We start from the raw sequence: 20,253 nt of genomic DNA, 5'->3' as shown, positions 1-20,253 counted from the left end.
CCGAAAGATAAAGCTTTACGGCAGCCCCGTTCATACGTTTTACCTCTCCATTTTGCGGTATATCGTTTTGTGCGGGCGCTCGGCGTCGATTCCCAGCTCTTTGCGCCGCCATTGGGCGTATTCGCTCCATGTACCTTCAAACCAGCGCACTTCGCTGTTGTTTTCGAATGCGAGGGTGTGGGTACAAACCCTGTCCAAAAACCAGCGGTCGTGGCTGACGATGAGGGCACAGCCTGCAAAGTCCTGAATCGCGTCTTCAAGGGCGCGCATAGTTGCAACGTCCAAATCGTTTGTCGGTTCGTCCAAAAGAAGGATGTTTGCCGCTTCTTTTATCATCATTGCCAAATTAAGCCTGTTGCGCTCGCCGCCCGATAAAACGCCCACTTTTTTTTGCTGGTCGGCTCCGCTGAAGTTAAACCACGAACAATAGGCCCTGCTGTTTACTTCGCGGATTGCGCCGTTTACAGGCCTTCCGTCCTTGTCGACTGCGCCGAGCTTGATAATATCGAGGCCGCCTGAAAGCTGCTCCCATACGGTTTTATGTGCGTCCAAGCCGCTTCGCATTTGATCGGCGTAGGCAAGCTTTACCGTTTCTCCGATACGGATAGAACCGCTGTCCGGTTTTTCCCCGTTTTCGGCAGTCCACCCCTTTAATTGAGCGGCCGCGGCACAATTTTGAGCGGCCGCGTCTATAATCAATTTAAAGAGGGTGGTTTTTCCGGCACCGTTGGGGCCTACAATGCCGACGACGGCTCCCGGCGGCACGGTAAAGTTCAGGTTTTCGAATAAAAGTTTGTCGCCGAAAGCCTTTGTAAGATTTTGCGCTTCTATAACCACATTGCCCAAACGCGGGCCTGCGGGAATCGTAATGACACTGTCTTTTACCTGAGCTTTATTTTCGGCGGCCAAAAGCTGTTCGTATTTTGCAATATGCTCTTTATGCTTTGCCTGACGTCCCTTGGGGCTCATGTGAATCCATTCCAATTCACGCGCCAAAGCCTTTTTGCGCTCGCTTTCGCCCTTTTCTTCAAGCTCGAGGCGCGCCTTTTTTTGCTCAAGCCAGCCGGAATAATTACCCTTGTACGGGTAACCTTCACCGCGGTCGAGTTCCAATATCCAGCCGGCCACATTGTCCAAAAAATAGCGGTCGTGGGTAACGGCGATAACCGTTCCTTCGTACTGCTGTAAATGCCGCTCAAGCCATGCCACCGTTTCGGCGTCCAAGTGGTTTGTCGGTTCGTCCAGCAGGAGAATGTCCGGTTTTTGCAGTAAAAGGCGGCACAGGGCGACTCTCCTTTTTTCACCGCCCGAAAGCACGCCTATGTTCATATCCTGCGGCGGGCAGCGGAGGGCGTCCATCGCAAGTTCCAATTTCGAATCGAGATTCCACGCGTCCGCGGCATCAAGCTTTTCCTGAATGGCCGCCTGCTTTGCGCACAGCTTATCTATATCCGCATCCGGCTCTCCGAACGCTTCGTTTACCTTATCGAATTCTTCAAGCAAGTCCGTAATTTCTTTTACGCCTTCGCTTACGATTTCTTTTACGGTTTTACCCTCTTCAAGATGAGGTTCCTGCGGAAGGTAGCCTATCGTATAGCCGGGCGAAATTGAAGTTTCTCCGGTAAATTCGGTATCGACTCCCGCAAGGATTTTAAACAAACTCGATTTACCCGAGCCGTTTGCTCCGATAACTCCGATTTTCGCACCGTAATAATAGGAAATGCTTATATCCTTTAAAACGGTTTTGGTTCCGTATGAACGCGACACGCGGTCCATGGAATAAATAATTTTTTTATCGTCGACTGTCTTTGCCATAGCCGGATTATAGCCTAAAAGCGAAAATAAGAAAAGCGGGGGCCGTAAACGGGAATTGCTTCCGTATAAAAAAATTGACGGTTCCCGATATATGTTATAAAATAGTATCCGGAGAATGCCATGGAATACTATCTCGGTTTGGACTGCGGGGGAACGACGATAAAGGCCGCCCTTTTTACGGCGGAGGGAAAAGAAGCCTGCGTTGCAAGAAGCGATACCGCTTTGATTACACCGCGGCCCGATTTTATAGAATGCGATATGGAACAGATGTGGAAAACAATCTGCTCTCTTATTCAAAAAGTTCTTGCAAAAAGCGGCGTATCGAATACCGAGATTGCGGGAGTCGGTATTTGCGGGCACGGCAAGGGCTTGTATTTATGGGGAAATAATAATGCCCCGATACGCAACGGAATCCTTTCATCGGATAACCGTGCCTTTTCTTATCCGATTGAATGGGAAAAAGCGGGCATAAAGCAAAGGCTTTTTGAGCGCAGCTGTCAAAATATACTTGCCTGTCAGCCGCCCGCCCTTCTTGCGTGGATACGTGATAATGAGCCCGACGTTTACCGCAATATAAAGTGGATATTCGAATGTAAGGACTATATCCGCTTTAGGCTGACCGGACAGGCGTATGCGGAATTAACGGACTATTCGGGAAGTTCTTTGCTTAATTTACGTACCGGAACCTATGATGACGAGCTTTTAAAATTATTCGGTCTTGAAGCGGTAAAAGACGCCCTGCCTCCCCTGTGCCGCTGTGCCGATATATGCGGTGCGGTAACGGCCGAATCCGCGCGGCTTAGCGGGCTTTCCGAGGGGACGCCGGTTATAGGCGGTATGTTCGATATAGATGCCTGTGCCTTGGCGGCGGGTGTAATCGATGAAAGCACCCTTTCGGTTGTCGCAGGTACATGGTCCATTAACGGTTATATTCAAAAAGAACCGGTTATGGACGGCTCTATCGGCATGAACAGTTTTTATTGTCTGCCCGGCTATTATTTTATCGAAGAATCAAGCCCTACGTCGGCGGGAAACCTTAATTGGATAATTCAGGAATTGTTCCCCGAACTGATTGAAAAGGCCGAGCAAAGAGGCCAAAATGTGTATAAACGGCTGGACGAAAAAATTGCGGCAATAGCGCCCGAAGAGTATATCCCCTTGTATATACCTTTTCTTATGGGAAGCAATATGCATCCGAATGCAAAGGCTTGTTTTATGGGAATGAATGCCGCTCACAAGCGTATTCATCTTTTACGCAGCGTATATGAAGGAATCGTATTTTGTCATCGCGTGCATATCGACCGCCTCATTGCAAGCAGTAAGGTAAAGCCGTCGGTTGTCCGCTTGACCGGAGGGGCTGCAAACAGTGCCGTATGGGCGCAAATGTTTGCCGATGTTTTAGGGCTGCCTGTGGAAACCGTAGACGCGCGTGAAACGGGAGCCTTGGGCTGTGTTATGGCCATCTCTTTTGCCCTCGGCGATACGTCTTCTTTAACGGAATCGGTTAAAAAAATGTGCCGTGTAAGCGCACGTTTTATGCCGAATCTCCGGCATAAAGCCTCTTATGATAAGCGCTATGCAGTGTATAAAAAAGCCGCATCTTCTTTGGATTCCGTGTGGGACGATTTTCAAAGTCTTATAGGTTAAAAGAATTATAAGGCACGTACTTTAGAGTAGAAAACGCTTACTCTGCTGTTAATTAAAAATGTGCACTTTGCGGCTAATTGTATATATAACGACAGCGTATCTGCTTTTTGATATTACGAGCTGTACAGGAATGTATAAATAATGATATACTTATTATTACAAGCAGTAAGCAACCGGTCTTTCCGAAGCCGAAATCGCCAATCTGTAAGCTTACAGGTTTTCCGGTTAGAGGAGGTAAGCAAGCTTATGACAAAAAGGAAGCCTGCGGCCGGTATTACAATACGCCGTTTTTTCGTTCCGCTCTTTTTCTTGCTGCTGCCGCTTATCGTCTTTGCCGAAGCATTTGAAATCGGAGATTCGCTTAAAGGTATTACAAAAAAAATCGATACGGCCGCTTTTATGGGAACTGCCGAGGACGGCTTTTGGCCGGAAGACAGGGTTTCAATATATAAATACGGAAACGGTGCGGTGTTGGTTTCAATGAACTATTATCCCTTCGGCCTTATTACTCAAAAGGACGGTAAAAATATCTTTTTACTCGATTTTGACGGCGACTCTTTTTTGGACTGCGAGAGCGAATTTTTGTTTGTACCGCCCTGGGTTGTCGCTTTGAATTCGACAGGGACAAAAGACGGAAACACCTTTATCGATTTTTTGTCCGCAAAATTCCGTGCCTTTAACGGCAGCTCCGAGCCGGAAAGTTCGCCTCAGATGCTTTCCTGTGCGGAAAAACTCACGGCTGCCGCCCGTGATGTACAGGCGGACGACCGCTTTTTATTATATGCGGATTTTTTATACGGCCTTCTTTACACAAGAAAAGAATACGGTTTAGCTGCAAACTGCCTTGCCTTAACCGAAAAGACCGCCTCCCTGACCGCCGAAAGCCGCTGTACGTGGCTGATTCAAGCCCTCGAAACGGCTTATAAGGCGGAAGATACGGCCCTGTGTAAAACATACGTACAAGAACTGGTGTCAACCGGCAGCACCTTTGCTCCCGGTTTGTATTATGAATATTTGCTTGAAGATAATCCCGAAAGAAGGGAAAAACTCCGCAAAAAACTGCTTTCCGAGTATTCGGAGCATTGGATGATAAAAGACCGATTTAAATAAATAGAGGCAGATTTATGGAAAAGCATTCGTCCCAATCCTTTTTCGCCGTCCTTTTTGCAGCCGTACTCACCGTCCTGAACACCCTTAATTTTTTATTTTCGTCCGCTCCGTTTTTTCCCTTTGTTATTTGGGGCTTGGCGGCGGTTTTTCTTATTTGTGCCGCCGTGTTTTACGGAAAAAGCTGCAAAAACGTCAAACGCATGATAGATTTATTGAATAAGGCCGGCTTTTATAAAGACATAGCCGACGCGCTTTTTACCGGCTTTTTACACTTCGGAACATCCATGCCCCGCCGCGGTTTTTCAAAAGAAATCCGTATCTATACACAAGGCTTTAAAGACCTTGCCCGCACGGAACTCGAACAAAACGACAGCTTAACCGCGGGCGAGTTTTCCGAATTGATACGCTTACAAAAAATCGTCCGCACAAAAAATCTCTTTGAAAGTCTGCTTATAGCGGCTGCGGCGGCATGGTTTTTAATGCTTCCGGCTGCCGTGATTCTCATGTTAAAAGAATTGATGTAAAACCCGTGCTTTTTACCTCGCAATAAAAAAGGCTTGACTTTTTTTTGGGGGGGTATAATAATAGAAGAAACTTATATATCCGGCACGGCGTTATGCCGACTGTACGGATGCGGGAGCTTTTATGAAAAAACGCCTTTTTTATCTGCCTCTTTTACTGTTGATTTTATGTGCCTGTAAAAATCCTGCAGGCCCCTCAACCGGTTTGGAGGCAAAGGTGTTCTTTGATCCGGAGAAGATGGACTGTCGGAATATGACCACAGCTCAAGACCTTTTACCCGGAGCGGTGGTAAGAGAACGGGATTATTTGTGGTTTTACGCAAAACTGAGCGGAAGTCAGCAAATTGACGCTTGGTATTTAAATGATGTCAATAAAAACAAACCGGAAGGTAGCTGGTTTAATTTTGCGGTTTGGGCAGCCACTGTGGTTGAAGAAAACGGAGAAAAAGTTATAAAGGTACGGTATACTCTTAAATAAAAATTCGGTTCGGCTTAGGGGCTGAAAACTCCGGCCCCTGCCGGCAATGTCCCTTCGGCAAAAATGACGGCGATTTCGGAGGCAATGTTTTATTTTTATCTTGCACCCAAAAAATACACAAAATATTTTTTTGCAAAAAAAGAATATAACCCCAAAAAAGATACAACCCTGTTAAAGCATTTTATCGACTGTTATAACCATCTTATTCCCTCCGATGTCGTGCTCATCGATTACGATACCGAAAATCGGCGCACCGATGTTTATGTATACGACGAAGATACACAGCAGCATATAAAAACCGCACAATTCGTTTTTTAACCGCCAATCGGAGAATCTTGAACTCCTCTACGTTCCCGCGCCCTTGGCGGTTAATTAAAAATGTATTTTTTTTCGGGAATAGTCTCTTTTTTTTGCAATTTACACCTCTAATATATATGGAGGTAAAGTATGGGGAAAAAGAAATCGAATGATGTGTTCAAAATCACTTTACGCAACGACTATGCGTTTAAAAAGGTATTCGGCTCGGAAGAAAATAAGGCTGTCTTACAGGATTTTTTGGACTGTGTGCTGGATATCCCGTCTCAAGACATTGAAGACTTGGAACTTTTAGACAAGGAATTCCACAATGATTCCGTAAATGACAAGACAGGCATTTTAGACGTAAAACTTCGTCTTAAAAACGGCACGGTTATCGACATTGAAATTCAAAACCGGTGGAACGATGAGTTTGCACAGCGCACGGTTTTTTATTGGGCGAAGATGTATACAGCGAATTTACGGAAAGGTGACATGTATACAAAATTGCCTAAGTGTATTACAATAAACATAGTCGGTGAAGATTTTAAGTTGAATGAACTGCTTCACAGTGAATATCGGGTGCTGGAAAAACAGCTTTATACGGAGCTGTCCGATGAACTTGAAATTCATTTTTTGAACTTAGCTGCAGCAAAGAAACAGCCGGTACAGGCCAAGCCCGATGAGAAAGCTCAACGGCTGGTAAATTGGCTAAAGTTTATAGAAACGGACGAAAGGGAGGTGCGCGCAATGCTTGCTGATAATTCTCCTGTAATGGAACAGGCAAATGAAACGGTAGACGTAATGCTGCAAGACCCGAAAGAGCGGTGGCTCTATGAAAACCGTATGAAGTATGAACACGATAAGGCCTCTTGGGAACATTTCGGTTACACCCAAGGTGTCCGGCAAAAAGCTCTTGAAACGGCACGACTTATGAGGATTGAAAAGCTCGGTGTTGACTTGATTTCAAAAGTTACCGGTCTTTCAGAAGAGGAAATCGCTAAACTGTGAGCTTAGGGTCTTTTTTTAGCATAAATCAAATAGTTTCTTTTAAGGAAGCGCCTTTTAAAAAGAAATATACCGTTTTGGGGAACAAAGGGGTGTCGATGTCAAAAAGCGGCACAAAATTCCGATAGGCATAAAAACAAAAAAATAATATGAACGGAAGCGGTTGGAATCGAACCAACTGCCAAGGGCGCACAGGCAGGAATAATTCATAAAATTTCTTAACCTCTTTGCGCTCCCTGCGCCCCTCGCGGTTTTCGCAGCTTTCCGCGAAATATTGACTTTTATATACCGCTTAGCTATTATATAGTATATGACAGCAAATGAATTACGTTTTAAATATATAGAATTTTTTAAAACAAAGGACCATACGGAAATATCGGGTAAGTCGGTTATCCCCGAAAACGACCCGACCGTTTTATTTACCACTGCGGGAATGCATCCGCTGGTGCCCTATTTAATGGGAGAGCCCCATCCTTCGGGAACGCGGCTGTGCGATTATCAAAAATGTATACGCACGGGAGATATCGATTCGGTAGGGGATTCAAGCCATCTTACCTGTTTTGAAATGCTGGGTAACTGGTCGCTCGGCGATTACTTTAAAAAAGAATCCATAAGCTGGAGCTTTGAGTTTTTAACGGGCAAAGAATGGCTGAATATTCCCGTCGATAAATTATCGGTTACCGTTTTTGAAGGCGAAGAAGGCATTCCCCGCGACGAGGAGTCCGCTTCAATATGGATGTCCCTCGGTATCCCGAAAGAACGGGTACACTTTTTGCCGCGAAGCGACAACTGGTGGGGGCCCGCCGGCGAAACCGGACCCTGCGGTCCCGATACCGAAATCTTTTACGATACCGGAAAAGCATCATGCGGCGATAACTGCAAGCCCGGCTGTTCATGCGGTAAATACATCGAAATGTGGAACAACGTCTTTATGGAATACAATAAAGACAAGGACGGAAACTACACCAAGTTAAGCCGCCGCTGCGTCGACACGGGTATGGGAATAGAGCGCACATCGGCCATGCTCCAAGGTAAAAAATCCGTATACGACACGGAAGTGTTTCAGCCGATTATCAAGTCGCTGGAAAACTTAACCGGCAAAAAATACGGCGAAAACGAAGCCGACGACACTTCAATCCGCATTATCTGCGACCACGTACGCGCGGCCGTCTTTATTATCGGAGACCCCAAGGGCGTGCTTCCTTCCAACGTGGGAGCGGGCTATGTACTGCGCCGCCTGATACGCCGCTCGGTGCGCCACGGGAAAAAACTCGGCTTGGAAAAAGCCTTTTTGGGAGTTCCCGCTCAGGTTGTTATCGAAAACTTTAAAGCCGCCTACCCGGAACTTGAAGAAAAACGCACCGTTATCTTGGAAGAACTTTTGCGCGAAGAAGAAAAGTTCCTCGAAACTTTAAAAAAGGGCGAAGCCGAGTTTGAAAAGCTTTTGCCCAATTTGATGAAAAACCCTGCAAAAATCATTCCCGGCCGCGTCGCCTTCCGCCTCTACGATACCTTCGGCTTCCCCGTCGAATTAACCGAAGAGCTTGCAGGCGAGCACGGCATGAAGGTAAACCGCGCCGAATTCGACGAAGCTTTTAAAAAGCATCAGGAATTGTCGCGCGCCTCAAGCAATCAGGTTTTTAAAGGCGGTTTGGCCGACCATTCGGAAATTACGACAAAGTACCACACCTGCACCCACTTGTTGCAGGAAGCTTTGGCCCGCGTTTTGGGCGAGCACATTGCGCAAAAAGGCTCGAATATCACCGCCGAGCGCATGCGGTTCGACTTTTCGCATCCCTCCCCGATGACTAAAGAAGAAATCGCGCAGGTTGAAGCGATGGTCAACGAGCAGATAAAGCGCGACCTTCCCGTTACGGTTGAAGTGATGGATTTGGAAGAAGCAAAAAAAACGGGTGCGCGCGCCCTGTTCGGCGAAAAATACGAGCAAAAGGTTAAGGTATATTCAATCGGCGATTTTTCAAAAGAAGTGTGCGGCGGCCCTCACGTGGAACACACGGGAACCATCGGCACGTTCAAAATACAAAAAGAGCAGTCGTCGTCAGCGGGTGTGCGCCGTATACGGGCGGTGATTCAGGCATAATGCGTTTGCCGGCGATTAAACCGTGTATCAAACAAATTCGGTTTGCCCTGTAACGACGGCGCCTTCCGATTGTTATATTTTTATGCCGCAAGGCTTAAAACTGCTTTATTTTAAAAGGACGGGATATGAAACGTGTATTCGGAACAGCTTTTCTTTTGATGATTTTTACCGCCGCCGTGTCGGCGCAAAGCGATTTACAGCCTTTGGTTACGGTAAAACTGTACAAAACGGAATCGATCACGCTTAAACAGCTTAAAACGCGGGTAGCCGCTTATCAAAAGCAAACGGGGATGCCCTCTTTTTCGATTGAACAAAAAAAAGAAATCCTCGATGCCATGATAGATGAAAAGCTTGCAATTCAAGCCGCGCAAAAAGCCGGGCTTTCCATAAGCGATTCTCAAGTGGACAGATACTTTTTGGATTCCATCTCCGCCCAAGTCGGTCAGCAGGTGAGCGAGCAGGAATTTGCCGCCCTGGTAAAGTCTCAAAGCGGGATGTCGCTTGACGAGTATTTTAATACGCAAATCGGCATGAATTTAAACGAATACAAAACCTTCCTGAAAAATCAATTGATTGCTCAGCAGTATGTGATGTCGCTTAAGCAAAATTCTCTGCAAAATATGAGTGTGTCCGATGCCGAAATCCGCTCGTTTTTTGAAATCAATAAATCGAATTTTGTACAAAACGATATTTTAAAACTTTTTTTGGTGGTCGTCCCGAAGGCAAAAGATGCCGTTGCGGCTAAAAAACTCGCCTCTTCTTTACACGCCGATGTAAAAAACAAAAAAACAAGTTATGCCCAATTAAAGGTAAAAGGCAAGGTCGATAACTCGGGCTTTCAGGCGGGCGATATGTATATCAGTAAAGGAACCTTGGCCGCTCAACAGCTGGGCATGGACTACGATTCCCTTTTAAAATTATTTACTCAAAATGCGGGCTTTGTTTCGGATATAAAAGAAATGCCCGACGATTTTCAGTTTTATGCCGTGCAGGAAAAATACGGTGCAAAGATTCTCGCCCTTGACGATGAAGTTCAGCCCGATACCGCAATTACGGTTTACGAGTATATAAAGGAACAGCTCGGCCGCCAAAAACAGGCTGCAGGCTTTGCTCAGGCGGTTGAAGAAGTTACCAAATCTTTGCGTCTTCCCGAAAACTACCAAATGCTTAAAAGCGGCGATGCTTTAAACAAGCTTTTGGAATGGTAAGGTCAAGGAGTTTTCATGGCCAGGCGTAAAAGCCGTATTTTAGCCTTTCAAGCCCTCTATGCATGGGATGCGGGAGCCGCCGACACGGAACGGCTTTTGGATTTTTCGTGGGCTTCCGACGACCGGCTTGAACGTATGGGTGAAGACGGAAAAGCCTTTGCCCGGCTTATTATCAGCGGGACTCTTGAAAATATAAAACAAATCGATGAAATAATTTCAAGCCGTCTTGTAAATTGGGAAATAGGCCGGCTCAATAAGGTTGACTTGGCTATTTTACGTATGAGTGTGTACTCTCTTTTGTTTCAAAAGGACATTCATCCGTCCATAATTATAGATGAGGCGGTTGATATTTCGCGTGAATACGGCTGCGACGATGCCTACCGTTTTATAAACGGTATTTTAGGCGCAATCGAGCCCGGTTTAAAAAAAGAAGCGTAAAACCGATGAAACGGTTCGGCCTTTGTGCCGCCTGTCTGTGTTTGATAGTATTCAGCGTCTTTACATCTTTGACTGCCTGTTCAAGCCGTTCTTCTTCGGGTATTTTTTTCGAAAAGCTTGAGCGAATCGACCTTCTTATTAAAAATGAAAATTACGGGGCCGCTTGGCGCCTGTTAAAAAAAAATGCGAAGCTTACCCGTTCCGCAGCCGATTATTTAAGCATTGTGCGCCGCGCCTTTGTGCTGGATAAGCCCGAATTTGCGGAAAAAGAACTTCTCAAGGGGTTGAAACGTTTTCCCGACAATCCGGAACTGTCAGCCGTATACGCCCATCTTCTTACGGCTTCAAATCGCACGGAGCAGGCCCTGCCTTATGCGGCAAAACTTGAAGGTACAAAATACGGTTCTTTGTATACCGAAATACGCTTTCAAAAAGCCCTCGCCGATGAGCAATTTCAAGCCGCCGATTTTTTATCCCTTTCTTTTAAGCAAGCTTATGCGGATGCCGCTTTAACCACGGGAAACAGCGCCTATCTGCGCAATGCGGCCCTTGTTGAAACCTTTGCGGGAACTGCCGAAGCGGCCTTTGAGCTGCATCCTCGGGCTATGTCCGTCTACGATATGCCGGAGTTTTGGGCTCGTATCGCTTATCATGCAGAACATTTTGCTCAGTGCATCGAAGATTTGCGCTTTGCAAAACAAAGCGATGCCGTCCTTATGCTTGCTTCCGATGCGCTTTTGCGTTCCGGCGATGAAAAAGGTGCGGCCTCTTTATGGTTTTTATCGACCGAGCGCTTCCCCTTGTCCAATCCGGCGGCATGGCACAACCTTTCGCGTTCCGCTTTTAAGGCCGGCAATATGGGCTATGCGCATCTTTTTTTATCGTCTTTGGTAAAAAACTTTCCCGATTATGTGCCCGGTCTTGCCGCCTATGCGCGCTATGCCCTTACAGCCGCTCCCCATACGCAAGAGCATATTTTTTCTTCGGTTTTGCACGAAAAGGGTATAAAAACCCTTTCCATGGAACTGGATGAATTGACGCCACGGATTTTACCCGAAGAGGCGCTTGTACTTATGGAAAAGAGCTTGGAGCGCAATAAAAACGCCGCCCTTGTACTGGAACATTTAAAACTGTGTTGGCGGCTTGAAGAAGCGCACAAGCGTATCGATATTATCGCAGGAGACCCGAGCCGAACGGCGGATGTATGGACGATGATTGAGCAAAATGCTCCCGCCCCCTTTGAATATGACCCCCTTTTGGTGCATTTCGGCTTATGGTATTTTTGCCGCTACAATATGATTGCTCAGGCTGCCGAACTGTGGGAAAAACGGTATGCATTGGGCCGCGAAGCTTCCGAAATGACTGAAGCGCACACCTTAGAGGAAACGGATAGCCTGCCGGAAGCGCGCTTTCTGAGAGAAGCGTGGGAGTACGATATAGGCTCTTACATTGCTTTTAAATATAAGGACTATGAAAAAGCCGAAGCGCTTTTGAATGCGGCCGTAAAAAACGGAAATCTTTCAATGCCGCACGGGGCTCTTTTAAACCTTGCCGCCCTGTATAACGGTTCGGGACGGCGGATTGAAGCTGCAGCCCTCTACAGGCGGGTACTTGAAGCCGGCACGGATAAAAAAATGCAGGCCGATATTTACTGTAAACTTGCCCTTATTCAGCGTGAACAGGGGGAAAGGCGCAGTGCCGTCTTGTCTCTTAAGCAGGCGATACTTCTCGAACCCGGTCATGAGCGCGCCCGCCTCATGCTTAAGCAAATGGAGAATCAAGGCTATTAAGGAAAGGCCGTACATAAAAAAAACCGCCGATTTTTAACCGGCGGCTCGTACGCTTGTCCGAAAACGGAAAGCTCCGGACGTTTTTTTGTGTTTGTGCGATGTTTATTCGATGATTGCGATAACGTCTTCGGCTTTTAAGATAAGGTGTTCGTCACCGTCGATTTTAACCTGAGTTCCGGCATATTTATCGTACATAACGCGCTGACCGGCCTTTACCTTGATTTTTTCGGTATCGGTTCCGACTGCGATAACGGCAGCGATCTGTGTTTTTTCCTGTGCCGTATCGGGAATAATAATTCCGCTTGCCGTTTTTGATTCCGTTTTTTCGATTTTTACCAGAACTCTGTCCGCTAAAGGTATAACCTTCATTCCTATCCTCCAAAATACAGTTGCGTATATTTATATTACGTTAAATATACAAAAAAACGCCTTCTTCCGTCAACTTAAAAATTTGCGCTTTATCAACGTTTTTTTAAAAATCCGAATATAAAAGATTGTATTTATTCAAAATATAGTGTATGCTTTATTTTGCGAAAGAACGGTTTAAACAGCATACAATGTTGAATACGGTTTACATTGAGCTTCTGCAAAACCGCTCCGGATTATCGATTTAGGAGGATAACATGAAAAAACGCATAATGCCGGCTCTATGCCTTTGCAGTCTTTTGACCCTGTTTTGGATAGGTTGTAAAACGCCGCCCAAAGATACACCGGCCGTACCCGAAGAACAAACAACTGTTGTGGAACAACCCGAAACCGTCGAGCAAACGGGTACCGTTCAGGATACGGGAGCCGATGTACGCGCTGCAAACGCAAAGCTTATTGAAGAATTGAATGCCGCACGTAAAAAAGCCGTTGCCGCCGGAGCCGATCGGTATTTTCGCAGTGAATTGACCGCTGTGGATACGGAGTCGCGTAATGCCCAAAACGCATATAAAGACGGAGGCGATCCTGCCGAATTCAAGACAAAGGCATCGGATATCGTGTATAAATATAAGGCTCTTGAACAGGCTTCTTTAGCTTCGACGGCTCGTAAAAAAATCAACGAAATGAATTTTGCAGGTTACGCTGCCTCCGAATATAATGCGGCGGAAAAGGCGGCCGGTAAAGCTCAGGAGATGTTCAAGTCCGGTGCAAGCGGCAAAGACTTGTCCGCCCAAACGCAAAAAGTTTTGGACGGTTATAATGCCGTTTTGAAAGCGGGATACAAGGTTTTGGCCGAAAAAGAACGCGAAAAGGTTATTGAAATTAAAGACAAGGCCGACGCAATCAAAGCCGGCGTTGCCGATAAAACGGGTTATGCGAATGCGGTTGCCTTTTTTACCCGCGGTAATCAGGAATTAAAATCGGGACAAAACGAAAAAGCCTATAATAATTTCGTTACCTGCCGCGGTATGATAGATAAGGTGTATCAGGATGTGTTAAAAAAACGCGCCGCAGCCGAAGAAGCAATGGCTCGTGCAAAAAGACGCGTTGAAGATGCGGATGCCGTTGCCGTCAAGGCTGACGGTATTGCGCCGATTGAAAAAGTCGAGGCCCTTGACTCGGCTTCAAATGAATCCGGACAGGAGGCCCGATAATGAAAAAGGTTTTAGCAGCTGTTTTGTGCCTGAGTGTACTCGGTGTGTTCAGTCTTGCCGCGGCAAGTTATATGGATAACCCCTATCAAAAGCTTGCACGTGAATACAAGGCAAAATCGGAAAAAGCTTTTAATGAAGGCGAATACGATCGCGCAGTCGAATATTCTCTTTTAGCCGAAGAAAATGCTCAATTGTCGGAAGAATATGTTACGGAAATGCTGGCAAAATACGAAGCCAACACCCGTATCATTTATGCCCGCAACCGAATCCTGTATGCAAAAAATCTTAAAGCCGATGTAAACTATCCGATGGCTTTTAGCGCCGGACAAAAGGCTTTGGATAATGCGGTTATGGCATACGGTATGAAAAACTGGGCTACGGCTACCCTCTACGCCGAAGAATGTCTTGCCGCCTTGGAAGGCATTAAAGAAATATTGCCCCTTCCCAAGTATTATATCGTAACACCTTGGGCCAAATCGAAAGATTGCTATTGGAATATTGCCGGTAAGCCCTATGTCTATGACAACCCGCTTTTGTGGGAAAACCTGTATCAGGCAAATAAATCTTCAATGCCCGATCCTGCAAATCCCGATCTTATACATCCGGGTATGAAGATGCTGATTCCCAGTTTAACCGGGGAGTTCCGTGACGGAGTGTATTCTCCTTCCGTAAAATACGATAACTACGGTAAGAGAAAAGCCGCCTCATCGTCATCGGATGTGAGTGCGATGATAGACACCGGAATGTACGGAGCTCAAAGTCCTAAAAACTGAGTGCAAACTCCGTTTGTACATATGTATTGCTCAGTCCTGTGAGGGGACCGGGCAATGCTTTGTCAAATACAAACCGAGGGCGGCTGCCATAAGTGCATGTATGTACGGCGGCCGTCCCGTTTTTTTTATAACCTCCGCCGCGGGAATAACGAGGCGCTTTATGAACTCGTCTTCATCGGGATTTTGCTTTTTGGTGTCGACAAGGTTTTCCGCCGCAAAAAAATGCACGGTATTGGAAAAGAGGGCGGGGTTTGGGTTTATGGCCCCGAGAGAAATCAGCTTTCCTGCGGTAAAACCCGTTTCTTCCGATAACTCCCGTGCTGCGGCACATTCGGGACTTTCTCCCTTGTCGATAACGCCGCCGGGAAACTCTATGCTTAAAGTTTTTGCCCCGTGCCGCCACTGTTCGACCATTACAAAACATTTTTGTTTAATTCCTGCAATAGGTTCGGTCTGTTGTGCATTTAAAACGGGAATGCATATCACCCAATCGGCGGCATCCATCGTAATAAAATTTTTTGTCAGTCCCTCGGGCGAAACCGCGTATTGGCGGTTTACCGTAAAAACGGGAGTTTTACATAAAAGCTCTTTTTTCCCCGTCTTCCATATCAAGGCCGTATCTTCCCGTGTTTTTTCGTTCCCGTTCATAAAATTCCCCTTTGACAAGTTTTCTTTTTCGTTTTATTCTATATATGGATACAAAATAATATATTTACAGCATAAAGAATCCGCACGGGGATGTAAATACCGTTCGGGAAAAGCGCTTTATGTGCGGATACGGTAAAGGAGGTGTTTTGTATGGCCGTTATTGCGATTTCGCGTCAAGTTGCAGCATTGGGAGATGAGGTTGCGCGTGAGCTGGCACGTATACTCGGATATACTTTTGTAGACAGAAAGGCCGTTGAAAGTAAAATTATTTCGCTGGGCTTTCCCGCAGAACAGTTGGAAAAATACGATGAGCGTAAGCCCGGCTTTTTTGCATCTCTTGCGAAAAACCGTGACGAATATTTGGACTATTTGCAAACCGCTATCCTTGAGGCGGCTTCCGAAGGCAATTGTATTTTAATCGGCCGCGGGGCCTTTGCCGTTCTTGAGTCGGTACCCAATCTCCTGGCGGTACGGTTTATCGCCGCCGATTCCATACGCGTTAAGCGGCTTATGGACGAATTCGATTGGGATGAAAAACGCGCCCTTCAGCGTGTGGAGGAAAGCGATGCAAACCGTATCGGGTTTCATAAAAGTTTTTTTAATCTTTCGGTTGAAGATCCGGTGCATTTTCATTTAGTGCTGAATACGGGCTTGTTCAATGAACACGACGCCGCCCTTGTTTTGGCCGAAATGTGTAAAAAACTGATAACACGGGAGCTTGAAAAAGCCGGAAATCAAAAAATCGCCGACTTATTAACCGCACAGCGTGTGGTCAATACTCTGATTTTCGATTACAAATTGAATATCAATTTTTTGCGTGCAGTGATAAACGGGCCGACGCTTACTTTACACGGAGTTGCGGAATCTCCCATTGTTGCCGAAAAGGCGGTTGTCATAGCCTCGGAAGTTATGAAAGATAAAGAAGTGCTTTCGGGTATCAGCGTAGTACAGGATTTTAAAGCCTATCCCTAACGAACCTGTATACTTGTTTTTATTTTTATTTTGAGATACTATTTTTGTTACCTTATCCGGTGAGGTCATTATAATTGACGGGGATTCGGGTTGTGCTTATGTATCCGGAGTAATAAAGTATAATACGAATTCAAAAAGGAGATTTTTATGAAAAAAATTGTTGTAGGATTGCTTTGTGTAATGCTTGTTTCCGGCTATTGTTTTGCGGAATTTGTAATTACACCGACTATCGGCTTTTCCGATTTTTCGCTTAACGGACAGGAGTTGAGTGCTTCCTCTTCTTCCGGGAGCGCTGCAAAAACATCTTTGTCGTCTTTTGCCGTATCTTTGGATTTAGGCGTTATTGCCGAAAAAGGTTTTACGTTTTTATGGGACCATAATCTTTCTTTCGGCGGCAAGATGAAATCGCGGTTCGGCAACCTCGGCGAGGTAAGCCTGAAAACAAGCGGTGCTTTATACGAAGGTAATTTACTTTTCGGTTATACCTTTAAAGGAATAGAAAACCTGTATATTAATTTGGCTGCAGGATTCGGTAACGGTATCGGTGTTATGACTATAGAAGAAGTTAACGGTTCCAAGCCTGTAACGGTTGAACGCATCGGTATTGTAACCGGCGGTATTCCGATTCATTTCGGCGCCCAGTATTTTTTCACAAAAAACATAGGACTTAATCTGAGTATAATGGGTATACCCAGCTTCGGCTTTACGATGCGGCCCTTTGATTTTGCGGATTTAATTAATGAGCTTTCCGGTATCTTCTTTGATTCGTACGCTTCTTCTCACGGATATCCTTCAAGTTCTTCATCCTCTTCACCTACAAGCTTTCAGATGGGCTTTACGAATATCTTTTTGGTAAAAATCGGTCCCGTATTTAAATTTTAATTAAGCAATACATAAGACTGCGGCCGCCGTAAACACTTGTTTACAGCGGCCTTTTTTTATGGTATACTTTACGGAATGAAAACAGCAGATGCATTCAGTTCGGTGCGTATTGTATTTGCGCCGATTTTTTTTCTTTTGTATTTTGTGCCGGTATGGACGGGCTCTTTTATCCGGCTTTCCGCCTTTATTATGCTTCCGCTTTTAATTTTGGTTGAATTTACCGATTTTTTAGACGGATTTTATGCACGCAAGCACAATGAGGTGAGCGATTTCGGCAAAATATTCGATCCCTATGCCGATATTTTTTTGCATTTGACGACTTTTTTTTGCTATGCATTCAGCGGCTATATGCCCTTATGGATTTTAGTGCCGATTGTACACCGCGAATTCGGTATGCTTTTTGTGCGCCTCATTGCCGTTAAACACGGGGTCGCAATCGGTGCAAAAATGGGCGGAAAGGTAAAAACGGTTTTGTATATAGTGTCGGGGATGTTTTCTTTGGCCGTGGAAAGCGCTTCCCGTTTGGGTTTTGCCGATAAACTGCCGGTACAAATGCTGAACGGAATAGGAAAAGGACTTTATCTACTCTGTCTTTTCTTTGCCTATGCTTCTTTCATACACTACATTATTGCGTTTAAGGCGGTTTTAAAAGATAAAACCGTAAAATAGCGTAAGCGGTGTAAAAAAAATCAAAAAAAATGAAAAAAAAGCAAAAGAGTGCTTGACATAAAATATCGGAGTATGATATATTCAATCCACTCGCCGCTAAGGTACACACGATGCAGCGAGCCGCTTTGAAGTGCCGTGCGCATTTCAAAAAAGAGAAATTTGAAATAATCAGGGATGGAAAGAAAGAACGCAAGTATAGTTCAAACGTACAAGAGAAGGGGCGGCTGTACGGAAGGTACAGCACAAAAGTTTCGATAGATGCTTTAAGGTATGTATCGGGACGGTTCCTGAAAGATACAGCAGGGACGGACTTAAATGAAATCATTGGTCTTAATGACCTATGAATAAAATCATGGAGAGTTTGATCCTGGCTCAGAACGAACGCTGGCGGCGCGTCTTAAACATGCAAGTCGAACGGCAAGAGGAGAGCTTGCTCTTCTCCTAGAGTGGCGGACTGGTGAGTAACACGTGGGTGACATACCTTTTAGCTGGGGATAGCTGCTAGAAATAGTAGGTAATACCGAATGTGACCGCATTTATTAGAAGGATGCGAGGAAAGGAGCTAAGGCTTCGCTAAAAGAATGGCCCGCGGCCCATTAGCTGGTTGGTGAGGTAACGGCCCACCAAGGCAATGATGGGTATCCGGCCTGAGAGGGTGAACGGACACATTGGGACTGAGATACGGCCCAGACTTCTACGGGAGGCAGCAGTTAAGAATATTCCGCAATGGACGAAAGTCTGACGGAGCGACGCCGCGTGGATGAAGAATGCCGAAAGGTTGTAAAATCCTTTTAAGCCTGAGGAATAAGCAGAGGAGGGAATGCCTTTGCGGTGACTGTAGGGCTTGAATAAGCAACGGCTAATTACGTGCCAGCAGCCGCGGTAACACGTAAGTTGCGAGCGTTGTTCGGAATTATTGGGCGTAAAGGGCATGTAGGCGGATATGCAAGCTTGATGTGAAATACTGCAGCTTAACTGCGGAACTGCATTGAGAACTGCGTATCTTGAATTACTGAAGGGTAACCAGAATTCCACGTGTAGGGGTGAAATCTGTAGATATGTGGAAGAATACCAATGGCGAAGGCAGGTTACCGGCAGATAATTGACGCTGAGGTGCGAAAGTGCGGGGAGCGAACAGGATTAGATACCCTGGTAGTCCGCACCGTAAACGATGTACACTAGGTGTCCGGCGTTGAAGCTGGGTGCCAAAGCAAACGTGATAAGTGTACCGCCTGGGGAGTATGCCCGCAAGGGTGAAACTCAAAGGAATTGACGGGGGCCCGCACAAGCGGTGGAGCATGTGGTTTAATTCGATGGTACGCGAGGAACCTTACCTGGGTTTGACATAGTATCTGATGCCGTAGAGATACGGCAGCGTAGCAATACGAGGTACAACAGGTGCTGCATGGCTGTCGTCAGCTCGTGCCGTGAGGTGTTGGGTTAAGTCCCGCAACGAGCGCAACCCCTACTGCCAGTTACTAACAGGTAAAGCTGAGGACTCTGGCGGAACTGCCGGTGACAAACCGGAGGAAGGTGGGGATGACGTCAAGTCATCATGGCCCTTATGTCCAGGGCTACACACGTGCTACAATGGTAGGAACAAAGTGAGGCGAAGCTGCAAAGCGGAGCAAAACGCAAAAAAACTATCGTAGTCCGGATTGGAGTCTGAAACTCGACTCCATGAAGTTGGAATCGCTAGTAATCGCGCATCAGCACGGCGCGGTGAATACGTTCCCGGGCCTTGTACACACCGCCCGTCACACCATCCGAGTAGAGGGTACCCGAAGTCGGTAGTCTAACCGCAAGGAGGACGCCGCCGAAGGTATGTTTTGTAAGGAGGGTGAAGTCGTAACAAGGTAGTCGTACCGGAAGGTGCGGCTGGATCACCTCCTTTCTAAGAGAAAGGTCAAAAATGCTTCGCGTTTTTGACGGTCGATTTTCTTACGAAAATCGAGGTCATAGATGCGGATAAGCAGATAAGTGTTAGATGTACAACACGGGCTTCTTTTCTTGTGAACTGTATTGTTCTTTCTTTCCTCCCGTTTATTTATATGGACGGGGATATAGCTCAGCTGGCTAGAGCGGCGGCTTTGCAAGCCGTAGGTCAGGGGTTCGAATCCCCTTATCTCCATACGCATGATGCCGTGCGCGGCGGATTGCAGAGTAAATTGACAGAAATAGGGAAGGGAAACGCACGTAAACGGAGACTTGAGTGCTTAAGAAGGGCCGGTTTGAAGAATGTCGAGTATTTTGAAGGTTTGACGGCCTGCTTGACGGGCATTTGTGTTGAAGAAGTTTACGGGAAAGCAAAAAAGATAA

Annotated in this window: 18 protein-coding genes, 1 tRNA gene and 1 rRNA gene; 17 read left to right on the top strand and 3 right to left on the bottom strand. The window is 46.1% G+C overall.

What is annotated here, in order from left to right; translation table 11 throughout:
• Window positions 1-39 precede the first annotated feature (39 nt).
• Complete coding sequence (gene ettA, locus V1L52_RS10455; RefSeq protein ID WP_428769433.1) at window positions 40-1,815, bottom strand: energy-dependent translational throttle protein EttA; 1,776 nt, start codon at window positions 1,813-1,815, stop codon at window positions 40-42.
• A gap of 120 nt (window positions 1,816-1,935) precedes the next feature.
• Here ettA and V1L52_RS10450 point away from each other — a divergent pair, with 120 nt between their 5' ends.
• The 10 genes from V1L52_RS10450 to V1L52_RS10405 all read left to right on the top strand — a co-directional run bounded on the left by V1L52_RS10450 (window position 1,936) and on the right by V1L52_RS10405 (window position 12,410).
• Window positions 1,936-3,462 carry an FGGY-family carbohydrate kinase gene (locus V1L52_RS10450; protein ID WP_428769431.1) on the top strand — a complete coding sequence of 509 codons (1,527 nt, stop codon included), beginning with the start codon at window positions 1,936-1,938 and terminating at the stop codon, window positions 3,460-3,462.
• Window positions 3,463-3,708: 246 nt separating this feature from the next.
• Window positions 3,709-4,572: a hypothetical protein gene (locus V1L52_RS10445; protein ID WP_428769430.1), complete on the top strand. Its 864-nt coding sequence runs from the start codon at window positions 3,709-3,711 to the stop codon at window positions 4,570-4,572.
• Window positions 4,573-4,586: 14 nt separating this feature from the next.
• On the top strand, window positions 4,587-5,096 hold the full coding sequence (locus V1L52_RS10440) for a hypothetical protein (protein ID WP_428769428.1): 510 nt from the start codon (window positions 4,587-4,589) through the stop codon (window positions 5,094-5,096).
• 121 nt (window positions 5,097-5,217) lie between these two features.
• Complete coding sequence (locus V1L52_RS10435; RefSeq protein ID WP_428769427.1) at window positions 5,218-5,571, top strand: hypothetical protein; 354 nt, start codon at window positions 5,218-5,220, stop codon at window positions 5,569-5,571.
• Window positions 5,572-5,655: 84 nt separating this feature from the next.
• Window positions 5,656-5,889 carry a hypothetical protein gene (locus V1L52_RS10430; RefSeq protein ID WP_428769425.1) on the top strand — a complete coding sequence of 78 codons (234 nt, stop codon included), beginning with the start codon at window positions 5,656-5,658 and terminating at the stop codon, window positions 5,887-5,889.
• A gap of 129 nt (window positions 5,890-6,018) precedes the next feature.
• Window positions 6,019-6,876 (top strand): Rpn family recombination-promoting nuclease/putative transposase, encoded by an 858-nt coding sequence (locus tag V1L52_RS10425; RefSeq protein ID WP_428769423.1) that lies wholly within the window; start codon window positions 6,019-6,021, stop codon window positions 6,874-6,876.
• A 307-nt stretch (window positions 6,877-7,183) separates the two neighbouring features.
• Window positions 7,184-8,974, top strand: coding sequence for an alanine--tRNA ligase (locus V1L52_RS10420; RefSeq protein ID WP_428769421.1), 1,791 nt, complete (start codon window positions 7,184-7,186; stop codon window positions 8,972-8,974).
• Window positions 8,975-9,099: 125 nt separating this feature from the next.
• The gene (locus V1L52_RS10415; RefSeq protein WP_428769419.1) at window positions 9,100-10,182 is read left to right on the top strand and encodes a SurA N-terminal domain-containing protein; all 1,083 of its coding nucleotides are present in this window, start codon (window positions 9,100-9,102) and stop codon (window positions 10,180-10,182) included.
• A gap of 15 nt (window positions 10,183-10,197) precedes the next feature.
• Window positions 10,198-10,620, top strand: coding sequence for a transcription antitermination factor NusB (nusB, locus tag V1L52_RS10410; RefSeq protein ID WP_428769417.1), 423 nt, complete (start codon window positions 10,198-10,200; stop codon window positions 10,618-10,620).
• A gap of 5 nt (window positions 10,621-10,625) precedes the next feature.
• Entirely contained in the window at window positions 10,626-12,410 is a 1,785-nt protein-coding gene (locus V1L52_RS10405; RefSeq protein ID WP_428769415.1) for a hypothetical protein, read from the top strand.
• Window positions 12,411-12,512: 102 nt separating this feature from the next.
• Here V1L52_RS10405 and V1L52_RS10400 read toward each other — a convergent pair whose 3' ends face one another.
• Window positions 12,513-12,779 carry a co-chaperone GroES gene (locus tag V1L52_RS10400; RefSeq protein WP_428769413.1) on the bottom strand — a complete coding sequence of 89 codons (267 nt, stop codon included), beginning with the start codon at window positions 12,777-12,779 and terminating at the stop codon, window positions 12,513-12,515.
• Between the two features lie 254 nt (window positions 12,780-13,033).
• Between V1L52_RS10400 and V1L52_RS10395 the strand changes: the two genes are divergently transcribed.
• Window positions 13,034-13,990 carry a hypothetical protein gene (locus tag V1L52_RS10395; RefSeq protein ID WP_428769411.1) on the top strand — a complete coding sequence of 319 codons (957 nt, stop codon included), beginning with the start codon at window positions 13,034-13,036 and terminating at the stop codon, window positions 13,988-13,990.
• Entirely contained in the window at window positions 13,990-14,763 is a 774-nt protein-coding gene (locus tag V1L52_RS10390) for a LysM peptidoglycan-binding domain-containing protein (RefSeq protein WP_428769409.1), read from the top strand. The genes V1L52_RS10395 and V1L52_RS10390 overlap by 1 nt, the downstream gene beginning before the upstream one ends.
• 30 nt (window positions 14,764-14,793) lie before the next feature.
• Here the strand turns inward: V1L52_RS10390 and V1L52_RS10385 are convergent, their stop codons facing one another.
• Window positions 14,794-15,411, bottom strand: a complete 618-nt coding sequence (locus V1L52_RS10385) for an NUDIX hydrolase (RefSeq protein ID WP_428769407.1) — start codon at window positions 15,409-15,411, stop codon at window positions 14,794-14,796.
• Window positions 15,412-15,561: 150 nt separating this feature from the next.
• Here V1L52_RS10385 and V1L52_RS10380 point away from each other — a divergent pair, with 150 nt between their 5' ends.
• From V1L52_RS10380 to V1L52_RS10360, 5 genes are all read left to right on the top strand, one after another.
• Window positions 15,562-16,383: an AAA family ATPase gene (locus V1L52_RS10380; RefSeq protein ID WP_428769405.1), complete on the top strand. Its 822-nt coding sequence runs from the start codon at window positions 15,562-15,564 to the stop codon at window positions 16,381-16,383.
• A 147-nt stretch (window positions 16,384-16,530) separates the two neighbouring features.
• On the top strand, window positions 16,531-17,265 hold the full coding sequence (locus V1L52_RS10375) for a DUF2715 domain-containing protein (RefSeq protein ID WP_428769403.1): 735 nt from the start codon (window positions 16,531-16,533) through the stop codon (window positions 17,263-17,265).
• Window positions 17,266-17,340: 75 nt separating this feature from the next.
• Window positions 17,341-17,934, top strand: coding sequence for a CDP-diacylglycerol--glycerol-3-phosphate 3-phosphatidyltransferase (pgsA, locus tag V1L52_RS10370; protein WP_428769402.1), 594 nt, complete (start codon window positions 17,341-17,343; stop codon window positions 17,932-17,934).
• 349 nt (window positions 17,935-18,283) lie between these two features.
• Window positions 18,284-19,828, top strand: a 16S ribosomal RNA gene (locus tag V1L52_RS10365).
• Window positions 19,829-19,991: 163 nt separating this feature from the next.
• Window positions 19,992-20,065 (top strand) — tRNA-Ala (locus V1L52_RS10360).
• Window positions 20,066-20,253 lie beyond the last annotated feature (188 nt).

This window comes from Treponema sp. HNW, from assembly GCF_050320395.1.
GTDB lineage: Bacteria > Spirochaetota > Spirochaetia > Treponematales > Treponemataceae > Treponema_C.
This window is presented reverse-complemented; position numbering and strand designations above follow the sequence as displayed.